This is a genomic window from Actinoplanes rectilineatus (assembly GCF_000962825.1).
Classification (GTDB): Bacteria; Actinomycetota; Actinomycetes; order Mycobacteriales; family Micromonosporaceae; genus Actinoplanes; species Actinoplanes rectilineatus.
The window spans coordinates 1-10,913 of the sequence record NZ_JZKF01000147.1; the positions used below are offsets into that span (position 1 = coordinate 1).

Here is a 10,913-nt window from a genome sequence, read left to right on the forward strand (position 1 = left end):
TGGGTGCTCCCGATTATGGGTTTGGGGGCGGCTGCCGTGTGGTTTGGGTGGGTCCGCGCTCCCGAAAGCTTGATCGGGTGCGCTGGCTGCTTGCTGGGGCGGTTGGCTCACCCAATGACGTGGTCGGGGGCGGGCGCCCTCTGTTCGGGCTGGTGAGTGCATGACGACGTCGGTCTCTACGAGCACGTCGCCCGGCGGCTTGATCGGGTGCGTTCGGCGCGCGTGGATGCGGTTGGTGCACCTGATCGAGGGGTCGGGGGCGGTTGGTGTACCCGGTCATGGTTGTGGGGCGGTTGGAGCACCCGACCGAGGGCTGGGGGGCGGTTGGAGCACCCGGTCGAGGGCTGGGGGCGGTTGGTGTACCCGATCATGATTGCGGGGCGGTTGGTGTGCCCGATCGCGGGTTCGGGGGCGTTCACCGTCGGGGCTGGGTGGGCCGGTGCACCCGAAAGCTTGATCGGGGCGGGGTGCCTGCTGGACCGCGGTTGGGAAGGTCGTGGTCTGGGGGAGCTGGGCGGGATGCCTGCTGGACCGCGGTGCGGAGGGTCGTGGTCTGGGGGAGCGGGGCGCGGCGTTCGTACCAGAGAAGCGGAGTTGGAGAGACGCCCCGGCCTCGGACGGAGGTCGGGGCGTCCACAGTTCTCTAGGGGAGGGCGGGAAGGGGCGTGCCCCTAGAGGCAGGCGGGAAGGGGCGTGCCCCTAGAGGCAGGCGGGAAAGGGCGTGCCCCTAGAGGCAGGCGGGAAAGGGCGTGCCTCTAGGGGGAAGCGGGAATGGTCGGGGAAACGGAAAGAGGCGTGATCAGCGCTCCAGACGGAGCCACAGGGCGCCCAACGGCGGGACCCGCAACGCGACCGAGGCGTCGAAACCGTGCCACGGGATCGGGTCGGCTTCGACGGAGCCCAGGTTGCCCACGCCGGAACCGCCGTACAGGTCGCTGTCCGTGTTGAGCACCTCGGTCCAGCGGCCCGTGCGCGGCAGCCCGATGCGGTAGCCCTCGTGTGGGATGGCCGCGAAGTTGACCACGCAGGCCAGGGCGTCGCCGGTCGGCGTGAAGCGGACGAACGAGAACGTGTTGTGCTGGGAGTCCTCGCTGGTGATCCAGCGGAAGCCGGACGGGGACGTGTCCTGCGTCCACAGTGCCGGCGTTTCGCGGTAGACCCGGTTCAGGTCGGTCACCAGGTTCTTGACGCCCGCGAACTGCGGGTCGAGGAGCAGTCCCCAGTCGAGGCCGCGTTCCTCGCTCCACTCGCGCATGTCGCCCATCTCGGCGCCCATGAAGAGCAGTTGTTTGCCGGTGAACGCCCACATGAAGCCGAGCAGGGCCCGCGTGTTGGCGAGTTTCTGCCACAGGTCGCCGGGCATCTTGCCGGTCAGGGAGCCCTTGCCGTGGACGACCTCGTCGTGGCTGATCGGCAGGGTGTAGTTCTCGCTCCACGCGTACACGGTGGCGAAGGTCATCTGGTGGTGGTGCCACTGCCGGTGGACGGGTTCCTTCTCCATGTAGGAGAGGGTGTCGTTCATCCAGCCCATGTTCCATTTGAAGCCGAAGCCGAGGCCGCCCAGGTGGGTGGGGCGGGTGACGCCGGGCCACGCGGTGGATTCCTCGGCGATCGTCATCACGCCGGGGTGGTTCTTGTAGACGGTCGCGTTCATCTCCTGGAGGAAGCTGATCGCGTCCAGGTTCTCCCGGCCGCCGTACTGGTTGGGGGTCCACTCGCCTTCTTTGCGCGAGTAGTCCAGGTAGAGCATCGAGGCGACGGCGTCGACGCGCAGGCCGTCGGCGTGGAATTCCTCGCACCAGTAGAGCGCGTTGGCGACGAGGAAGTTGCGGACCTCGCGGCGGCCGAAGTCGAAGACGTACGTGCCCCAGTCGGGGTGTTCGCCGCGCCGCCAGTCGCCGTGTTCGTAGAGTGGGGTGCCGTCGAAGCGGGCCAGGGCCCACTCGTCCTTGGGGAAGTGGGCGGGCACCCAGTCGAGGATCACGCCGATGCCGGCCTGGTGCAGCTTGTCCACCAGGAAGCGGAATTCGTCCGGGGTGCCGAAGCGGGAGGTGGGGGCGAAGTAGCCGGTGACCTGGTAACCCCAGGAGCCGCCGAACGGGTGTTCCATCACCGGCATCAGCTCGACGTGCGTGAAGCCCGTCTCGAGCACGTACTGCACCAGTTGGTCCGCCAGCTCGACATAGGAGAGCCCGGGGCGCCACGAACCGAGGTGCACCTCGTAGACGCTGATGGGTTCCTGGTGCCACGACTTGCGGGCGCGGTCCCGCATCCACTGTTCGTCGTGCCACTGGTGTTCGGAGTGGAAGACGACCGACGCGGTGGCCGGCGGGATCTCGGTGTGCTGGGCCAGCGGGTCGGCGTGTTCGCGCCAGACACCGTCCCGGCCGAGGATCTTGTATTTGTACCGGGTGCCGACGTGCGCGTTCGGGATGTACAGCTCCCAGACGCCGCTGGAGCCGAGCGAGCGCATCGGCCAGCCGTCGTACGGCCCCCAGCCGGCGAAGTCACCGACGACCTGCACGCCCCGGGCGCTCGGTGCCCACACCGCGAACGCCACGCCGGTGCCCCGGGGCTGCGCGCCGAGCACCTTCCACAGTTTCTCGTGCCGGCCCTCCCCGATCAGGTGCAGGTCGAGGTCGCCGAGGGTGGGCGGATGACGGTACGGGTCGTCGACCTGTGTCCCGTCCACGTCGAGCCGGTAGTCGAGGACCGTCCCGGCCAGCTCGGCCGCGAAGATCCCGTCCGGGTGTACCCGGGTCATCTCGTGGCGTTCGCCGTCGTGCAGCACGTGCACGGCGGTGGCGCCCTTGCGGAGGGTGCGGATCACGGTCTGGCCGCCGTGCGGGTGGGCGCCGAGGACCGCGTGCGGATCGTGGGTGTCCCCGCCGATCACCGAGTTCATGGACCTCTGGTCGGCGGCGAGCCGTGAGGTGGTCTGGCCGATCATGATGGAGTCGTCCTCCCGGGGGGTCATCCGACAAGCCGGGCGATGGAGCGCATCGGGATCCGCAACCATCCAGGCCGGTGCCGGGCTTCGTACGCGGCCTCGTAGACCGCCTTGTCCAGTTCGTACGCGGACAGCAGCGCTGCACTGTCGCGAGGGTCGGAGCCGGAGGTCCGCGCGTACCCCTCGCAGAACGCCGCCCGGTTGCGGTCCACCCATTCGCGGGCGCGGGCGGCCAGGTGTTCGTCGTCGGCCTGGTCGACCAGGAGCTGGTAGGCGGCGTATTCGTAGGAGCGCAGCACACCGGCCACGTCCCGTAGGGTCGAGTCGGGCAGGCGCCGTTCGTCGAGGGGCTGTCCGGGTTCGCCCTCGAAGTCGATGAGCAGCCAGGCCTCCGGGGTGCGCAGGACCTGTCCGAGGTGCAGGTCGCCGTGGACCCGCTGGACTTCGACCTGTTCGCCGGTGAGGGCGGTGAACCGTTCGGTGATAGCCGGGACGTACTGCTGGAGTTCCGGGACGGCGTTGGCGGCGGTGCGCAGCCGGGCCAGCACCGCGTCGACGGGGAACGGGGCCGGCCCGGCGCCCAGTTCGTCGGCGAGGGTCTGGTGTACGGACGCGACGGCCTCGCCGAGCCGGGTGGATTCGCCCTGGAAGTCGCCGCCGACCTCGTCGGCCCGGAATGCCGCGTCGGCGAACAGGTCGCGGGCCGAGGTGGTGGCCATCGCCCAGCCTTCGGCGGAGTTGGCGGCGTACTCCGTCACCATGCCCAGCGAGCAGGTGCCGCTGTCGTCGGCGGTCTGCAGTGAGCCGAGCAGCCGTGCCACGTGCGGGTTGCCGGCCCGGCCGAGGACCTGGTTGAGCTCGATGTCCGGGTTGATGCCGGAGGTGACCCGGCGGAACAGTTTGAGGATCGCGTCCTGGTCGAAGACCACGCTGGTGTTGCTCTGCTCGGCGTCGAAGACCCGGGGCGCGGCGTCCAGTGGCAGGGTGACGCCGGGTTCCTTGGTGAAGGTGATGTCGCCGGCCGTCGCCGAGGCGTCGATCAGGGTGAGCAGGTGGCGGGCCGCGTCCGGGTCGTACAGGGCGTCGAAGCCGGTGCGGCCGTCGTCGCTGGTGCCGATGGTGGCGACGGCGCTGTACTCGGGGATGCCGATGGCGCCCCAGCCGACCAGGATCTGGTACCGCTCGGAGCTGCCGTCGGTGTATTCGACGTCGAGCAGCACCAGTTCCAGATCGTCGCGCAGGGACGTCGCGGAGGCCTGTTTGACCGAGGCGAGCACTCGGCTGCGTCCGGCGTACCAGCGTTGTTGCGGTAACCACTCGGCGTACGGCAACGTCATTGCTTCTCCTCAGACCCGCACAACTGGAACCAGTAGAAGCCGTGTCCCGGAAGTGTCAGAAGGTACGGCAACTGACCGATCCGGGGGAAGTTCACGTGCCCGGTCAGTTCGACGGGCGTGTAACCGTTCCAGTGCTGCAGGTTCAGTTCGATCGGCTGTGGGAAGCGGGACAGGTTGTTGACGCAGAGCACCACGTCGTCGCCCGACTCGCGCAGGAATGCCAGCACCGACGGGTTGGAGCCGCCCAGTTCGCGGAAGGTGCCGACGGCGAACGCCTCGTGCCGCCGCCGGACCGCCAGCATGGTCCGGGTCCAGTTGAGCAGCGAGGTGGCGCTGTCCCGCTGGGCCTCCACGTTGACCGCCTGGTACCCGTACACCGGGTCCTGATTGACCGGAAGGTAGAGGCGGCCGGGCGTGGCGGTGGAGAAACCGGCGTTGCGGTCCGGTGTCCACTGCATCGGGGTACGCACACCGTCGCGGTCACCGAGCCAGATGTTGTCGCCCATGCCGATCTCGTCGCCGTAGTACAGCACCGGCGAACCGGGCAGCGACAGCAGCAGGGCGGTGAACAGCTCGATCTGGTTGCGGTCGTTCTCCAGCAGCGGGGCGAGCCGGCGGCGGATGCCGACGTTCGCCTTCATCCGGGGGTCCTTGGCGTACTCGGAGTACATGTAGTCGCGTTCTTCGTCGGTCACCATCTCGAGCGTCAGCTCGTCGTGGTTACGCAGGAAGATGCCCCACTGGGTGTTGTCCGGGATGGCCGGTGTCTGCGCCAGGATCTCGGAGATGGGGAAACGTGACTCGCGGCGGACCGCCATGAAGATGCGCGGCATCAGCGGGAAGTGGAACGCCATGTGGCATTCGTCGCCGCCGCTCTTGGGGTCGCCGAAGTACTCCACGACGTCGGCCGGCCACTGGTTGGCCTCGGCGAGCAGTACCCGGCCGGGGAACTCGTCGTCGATCACCTTGCGGCAGTGCTTGAGGAAGGCGTGGGTCTGCGGCAGGTTCTCGCAGTTGGTGCCCTCCTCCTCGAACAGGTAGGGCACCGCGTCCAGCCGGAACCCGTCGATGCCCAGGTCCAGCCAGAAGCGCAGGACGTCGAGCATCGCCTCCTGCACCTTCGGGTTCTCGTAGTTGAGATCCGGCTGGTGGGAGAAGAACCGGTGCCAGTAGAACTGCCGGCGCACCGGGTCGAACGTCCAGTTCGACTCCTCGGTGTCGACGAAGATGATCCGGGCGTCCTGGTACTTCTCGCTGGTGTCGTTCCAGACGTAGAAGTCGCCGTACGGGCCCTCCGGGTCGTGCCGCGACGCCTGGAACCACGGGTGCGAGTCGGAGGTGTGGTTCATGACCAGGTCGGTGATGACCCGGATGCCCCGCTTGTGCGCCGCGTCGAGCAGCGCCACGAAGTCCTCGACCGTGCCGAACTCGGGCAGCACCTTGTAGAAGTCGCGGATGTCGTAGCCGCCGTCGCGCAGCGGCGAGTCGTAGAACGGGGGCAGCCAGAGGCAGTCCACGCCGAGCCACTGCAGGTAGTCCAGGCGTTCGATGAGTCCGCGCAGGTCACCGCCGCCGTCCGACCCCGAGTCGTAGAAGGCCCGGACCAGCACCTCGTAGAAGACGGCTCGCTGGAACCATGTCCGGTCGGCGGGCAGCGAGCGGGCGTGCCCGAAGTCGTCGGCGCTGGGGTGTTCGACGACCCCGTCCTCGGTGTGGCTTCCCTCGGCGGGATCGTGCTCGTTCACCAGCTCCATCAGGCTCCCCCTACTTCGCTCGCACGACGAAGATGTGCGCCGGCTCGACGAACGGGTCGATCCGGACCGCGTTGAACTGTCCCCACTCGTACGTGGCGCCGGTGATCTGGTCCTCGACCATGAATCGGTCGTGCCAGTTCAGGCCCAGCGCCGGCATGTCCAGCGTGGTGTTGCCCCATTGCACGGTGGATGAATCGAACGAGCAGACCACCAGCACGGTGTTGCCGGTGTCCGGGTCGCGTTTCGAGAAGCACAGCAGGTTGCCGTTGTCGATCTCGTGGAACCGCAGGTTGCGCAGCCGGCGCAGGGCGGGGTTCTCCTCGCGGACCCGGTTGAGCGTGGTCAGGAAGGGGGCGAGCGAGCGTCCGTTGCGCTCGGCGGCCGCCCAGTCCCGCGGCTTCAGCTCGAACTTCTCGTTGTCGATGTACTCCTCGGCGCCCGGCCGCGGCACGTGCTCGCAGAGCTCGTAGCCGGAGTAGAGGCCCCAGGACGGGGTGAGCATGGACGCCAGCACCGCGCGGATCTTGAACATCGGCGGGCCGCCGTTCTGCAGCGACTCGTGCAGGATGTCCGGCGTGTTCGGCCAGAAGTTGGGGCGCATCCAGTCGAGCGTGGACAGCAGCTGGCCCATGTACTCGCGCATCTCGGCCGCGGTGGTACGCCAGGTGAAGTAGGTGTACGACTGCGTGAAGCCGATCTTGCCGAGCCCGTTCATCATGGCCGGCCTGGTGAACGCCTCGGCCAGGAACAGCACGTCCGGGTGCGTCTCCTTGACCTTGGGGATAAGCCACTGCCAGAAGTTGACGGCCTTGGTGTGCGGGTTGTCCACCCGGAAGATCCGGACGCCGTTGTTCACCCAGTGCATGACGACGCGGTACACCTCGTCGCGCAGCGCCCGGTAGTCGTTGTCCCAGTTCAGCGGGTAGATGTCCTGGTATTTCTTGGGCGGGTTCTCGGCGAAGGCGATGGTGCCGTCCGGCTTCGTGGTGAAGAACTCCGGGTGGGATTTCACCCAGGGGTGGTCCGGAGCGGCTTGAAGGGCGAGGTCGAGGGCGACCTCCATGCCCAACTCTTCCGCTTTCTCCCTAAAGAATACGAAATCTTCCAAAGTGCCGAGTGAAGGGTGGATCGCGTCGTGACCGCCCTCGTCCGAGCCGATCGCCCACGGCGAGCCGACGTCCTCCGGGCGCGCGACCAGCGTGTTGTTGCGGCCCTTGCGGTTGATCTTGCCGATCGGGTGGATCGGCGGCAGGTAGACCACGTTGAAGCCCATCGCGGCGACCGCGGGCAGCCGCTCGGCGGCGGTGCGGAACGTGCCGTGCTTGATCGGCGTGGCATCAGGTCCGATCTCGGCACCCTCGGACCGCGGGAAGAACTCGTACCACGCGGAATAGAGGGCACGCTCACGGTCCACCCAGACGGCGAACGAGCGGGTCGTGGTCACCAGCAGCCGCACCGGGTGGTGCCAGAGCAGTTCCTCGAGGTCGAGCGCCGGGGTGACCCGGGAGAACAGTGACCGGTTCTCGTCACGCAGCGCGGCGGCCGCCTCGCGGACCCGCTCCTCGTCCTCACCGGGGACGGTCTTGGTGGCGAGGTCCAGCAGTTCGGCGCCCTCGGCGAGGTCGTTGGCCAGATCCTCGACACCCTGCCCGGCGCCGATCTTCTTCACCACGGCGTCGCGCCATGTCCGATACGGATCGTCGAACGCCTCCACGGTGAACGTCCACCGTCCGGGCTCGTCCGGCCGGATCGACCCGTGCCACTTGTCGAGGCCGGGCTCGCCGGGGGTCATCCGGGTGAAGGGTTTGGTCAGACCGTCGGGGCCACGCCATACCACGTTCACCCCGAGCGCGTGATGTCCTTCGCGATAGGACACCGCGGAGACCGGCACGATCTCGCCGACCACCGCCTTCGCCGGGTAGCGGCCACCGGACACAGCCGGCGTCACGTCTTCGATGGGGAAGCGTCCGGTCATGATCTCCACCGTAATCAGAGGGGCGCGGGAGGACTCGGCGACCGGGAAACCCGCCGTCGTTCGTCCTATGACTTCTCCGCAACGGAGAACATGAAACGCCCAAGACGTGAGGGAAGATGAAACGGCCGACCGCCGATGCGCCATAACCTACCGGAGCACGGTTACCGGGGCGCGTCGGGACGCGGTCGGTCGTCCTTCAGATCAACCCCTTTTCCGGGTACGCGGTGAGCACGGTCCCGGATCGGACGGCCGGGACGCGGCTCCCCTTCCGGCGCAAACCGGCGCGGCCCGGGGTGTGTGTCGGTTGCCGTGCGTTGCCATCAGGGTGAGCATGCTCAGTCGCCTGCGTGCCGAGCCGAGTGGACTTCCGTCGCGAGCCACACCGGCCGCGCCAGAGGGAGGAGCCCGACGTGCCCGGTACGTCGTCGACCGCACTTTCGCCGGTGATCGCCGCCAGCACCCACTGGCTGGCCCGTGCGTACCCCGGTGGGGACGCGAACACGGTCGCGCACACCCTCGCCGAACTGCAGGCACGGCAGGCCGTCACGGTCGCGGCCTGGCTGCGGTACCCCACCGTGATCGACGCGGCGCTGGTGGCCATCGCCGGTCCGGGCGGCTCCGCGCTGCTCGACTGGAAGGCCGGCAGTGAGCCCGAGGACGAGTTCGCCGACGGCGAGGGCTGGCGTACCTGGGTCGACGAGACCGTGGTCAGCTGGGCGGCCTGCCTGCTCGCCGACCCGTCCCTGGCCCGTCGCGGCGTGGACGCCGTGATCGCCGCGATGCCGGTCCCGGACCCCCGCCCGCGCCCGAACGGCCGCCGCACCGGTGGCCTGCCCAACGAGTTCCGCCGGCTGCTCAGCCCGGACCCGCGTGACCTCGAGGCGGCCGTGCTGCTGCGCCACCCCGACCTGCTCGAGCCGATCGCGGCGATGCACCGCGACACCCTGCTCTACCTGCTGGACGCCGAGCCCGAGCAGGCCCCCACGTCCGCCGCGGCGGCCTGAGCCGGGGCCCCATACGGCCGCAAGGCCGGCGCCGTAACTGTCCTCCTCGGCGCCGGTCTTGCGGTACTGACCAGGGTCAGGCCAGACGGGCGGGGAAACCGCCGGTGGCGATCGGGCCCCACGAGTCGATCGTGACCCGGATCAGGCACTTGCCCTGGTCGATCATGGCCTGGCGGTACTCGTCCCAGTCCGAGTGCTCGCCGGAGATGCAGCGGAAGTACTCCACCAGCGGCTCCACCGCGTCCGGCAGGTCGATCACCTCGGCGGTCCCGTCCACCTGCACCCACGCGCCGTTCCACTCGTCGGAGAGGACGCACAGGGTGACCCGCGGGTCGCGGCGGATGTTCGCCACCTTGGCCCGCTCCGGGTAGCTGGAGATGACGATCCGGCCCTCGGGGTCGACCCCGCAGGTGTTCGGCGACGACTGCGGACGGCCGTCCTTACGGGTGGTCATCAGGATCGCGTGATGCCGGGGCCGCAGGAACGCGACCAGTTCGTCCCGCTCGACCCGGTTGTTCGTGGCGACGGTACGCGCCATGTGTGCCTCTTTCCTCGGGTGTTCAGGCCAGGTCGCCCTGGGCGGCCGCGTCGACCTGGATCGCGCCCGGGTCCTGCGGGCCGGGGCCGGCCGCCGCCTGCCGGGCGCCGGCCGCCGCGCCGATGATCCCGGCGTTGTTGAGCAGTGTGGCGGCCACGATCGGGGTCCGCAGGTCGAGCAGCGGGAAGAACTTCTCGGACTTCTTGCTCACACCGCCGCCGATGATGAACAGGCGCGGCGCCAGCAGCATCTCCACGTGGCGCAGGTACCGCTCGACCCGGGGCGCCCACTTCTCCCAGCTGAGCTCCTCGGACTCCCGGATGCGGTCGGAGGCGAGCAGCTCGGCGTCCCGGCCGTCGATCTCCAGGTGACCGAGCTCGGTGTTCGGGATCAGCACGCCGTCCAGGAAGAGCGCGGTGCCGATGCCGGTGCCCAGGGTGACCATCATGATCAGCCCGGACTGGTCGCGCCCGGCGCCGAACGCCACCTCGGCCGCGCCGGCCGCGTCCGCGTCGTTGAGCACGGTGACCGGCTTGCCCAGGCGCTCGCCGAACAGCTTGGCGGCCGGGGCGTCGATCCAGGACCTGTCGATGTTGGCGGCCGTCCGGGTCACCCCGTCGACCACCACGCCGGGGAAGGTGACACCGACCCGCTCGTACCCGTCGAACTGGGCGGCGACCTCGGCGACCGCCTCGACGACGCTCTCCACGGTCGCGGGGCGGGGGGTCGGCACGCGGAACCGCTCGCCGGCCAGTTCGCCGCGTGCGGTGTCGACCGGAGCGCCCTTCACGCCGGAGCCGCCGATGTCGATACCGAGGATCTGCATCCGTCTTCCGTTCCGTCCGAGCCCGGACGCACTCCGCCCGGGGCAATGCTGCTGTCTACCACGTTCCCCCGGCGGGCAATCCAGCGCTCTGCCGGACCCCGGGCGGCTGACACCATAGGATGAATTCCCTCAGTAGTTTCCGCATTCACGCAACGTCACTCATACTTTCGGCTAGCCGCGGGTCCACTCCGCGGATAGCGTTGCTGTTCAGGAACGGTCGCCGTACGCGGGCACGGCTCTCTGCCCGACCGATGGAGGACCTGTCATGACTGTGATCGACGCTCCGGCCGGCTCGGCGAACACGACGCCGGGCACCGCCTCCGACCTACTCGACGCGCTGGCGGTGGCTCCACCGGGCCGCCAGCGCGCCCGGCTCCGGGACCGGGCCATCGAGGCCTGGCTGCCGCTGGCCCGGCATCTCGCGCACCGTTACTCCGGTCGCGGCGAGCCCACCGACGACCTCGTCCAGACCGCCACCGTCGGCCTGATCAAGGCGGTCGACAAGTTCGACCCCGAGCGCGGTGTCGAC

Annotated in this window: 8 protein-coding genes; 2 read left to right on the forward strand and 6 right to left on the reverse strand. The window is 69.1% G+C overall.

Translation table 11 applies throughout. The features are described 5' to 3' along the window. Positions 1 to 799: 799 nt before the first annotated feature. From glgB to WH85_RS44775, 4 genes are all read right to left on the reverse strand, one after another. On the reverse strand, positions 800 to 2,905 hold the full coding sequence (gene glgB / locus WH85_RS44760; protein WP_045748317.1) for a 1,4-alpha-glucan branching protein GlgB: 2,106 nt from the start codon (positions 2,903 to 2,905) through the stop codon (positions 800 to 802). Between the two features lie 68 nt (positions 2,906 to 2,973). Beyond that, positions 2,974 to 4,287, reverse strand: a complete 1,314-nt coding sequence (locus WH85_RS44765; protein ID WP_045748311.1) for a maltokinase N-terminal cap-like domain-containing protein — start codon at positions 4,285 to 4,287, stop codon at positions 2,974 to 2,976. Continuing rightward, entirely contained in the window at positions 4,284 to 6,041 is a 1,758-nt protein-coding gene (treS, locus tag WH85_RS44770; RefSeq protein ID WP_045748312.1) for a maltose alpha-D-glucosyltransferase, read from the reverse strand. The genes WH85_RS44765 and treS overlap by 4 nt, the downstream gene beginning before the upstream one ends. Positions 6,042 to 6,051: 10 nt before the next feature. Further along, on the reverse strand, positions 6,052 to 8,016 hold the full coding sequence (locus tag WH85_RS44775; protein ID WP_045748318.1) for an alpha-1,4-glucan--maltose-1-phosphate maltosyltransferase: 1,965 nt from the start codon (positions 8,014 to 8,016) through the stop codon (positions 6,052 to 6,054). A gap of 410 nt (positions 8,017 to 8,426) precedes the next feature. Here WH85_RS44775 and WH85_RS44780 point away from each other — a divergent pair, with 410 nt between their 5' ends. Further along, the gene (locus tag WH85_RS44780) at positions 8,427 to 9,020 is read left to right on the forward strand and encodes a hypothetical protein (RefSeq protein WP_045748313.1); all 594 of its coding nucleotides are present in this window, start codon (positions 8,427 to 8,429) and stop codon (positions 9,018 to 9,020) included. Between the two features lie 76 nt (positions 9,021 to 9,096). Here WH85_RS44780 and WH85_RS44785 read toward each other — a convergent pair whose 3' ends face one another. Both WH85_RS44785 and ppgK read right to left on the reverse strand, forming a co-directional pair. Next, positions 9,097 to 9,558, reverse strand: a complete 462-nt coding sequence (locus WH85_RS44785) for a PPOX class F420-dependent oxidoreductase (protein WP_045748314.1) — start codon at positions 9,556 to 9,558, stop codon at positions 9,097 to 9,099. A 22-nt stretch (positions 9,559 to 9,580) separates the two neighbouring features. Further along, positions 9,581 to 10,384, reverse strand: coding sequence for a polyphosphate--glucose phosphotransferase (ppgK, locus tag WH85_RS44790; protein ID WP_045748315.1), 804 nt, complete (start codon positions 10,382 to 10,384; stop codon positions 9,581 to 9,583). A gap of 265 nt (positions 10,385 to 10,649) precedes the next feature. On the opposite strand from ppgK, the gene WH85_RS44795 reads away from it, so the two are divergent. Beyond that, the coding region (locus tag WH85_RS44795) for a sigma factor (RefSeq protein ID WP_045748316.1) at positions 10,650 to 10,913 on the forward strand (264 nt) is incomplete at its 3' end.

Coding starts and splice junctions, on each gene's coding strand:
- glgB (WP_045748317.1), bottom strand. CDS start 2,905: ATGAACTCGGTGATCGGCGGGGACACCCACGATCCGCACGCGGTCCTC.
- WH85_RS44765 (WP_045748311.1), bottom strand. CDS start 4,287: ATGACGTTGCCGTACGCCGAGTGGTTACCGCAACAACGCTGGTACGCC.
- treS (WP_045748312.1), bottom strand. CDS start 6,041: ATGGAGCTGGTGAACGAGCACGATCCCGCCGAGGGAAGCCACACCGAG.
- WH85_RS44775 (WP_045748318.1), bottom strand. CDS start 8,016: ATGACCGGACGCTTCCCCATCGAAGACGTGACGCCGGCTGTGTCCGGT.
- WH85_RS44785 (WP_045748314.1), bottom strand. CDS start 9,558: ATGGCGCGTACCGTCGCCACGAACAACCGGGTCGAGCGGGACGAACTG.
- ppgK (WP_045748315.1), bottom strand. CDS start 10,384: ATGCAGATCCTCGGTATCGACATCGGCGGCTCCGGCGTGAAGGGCGCT.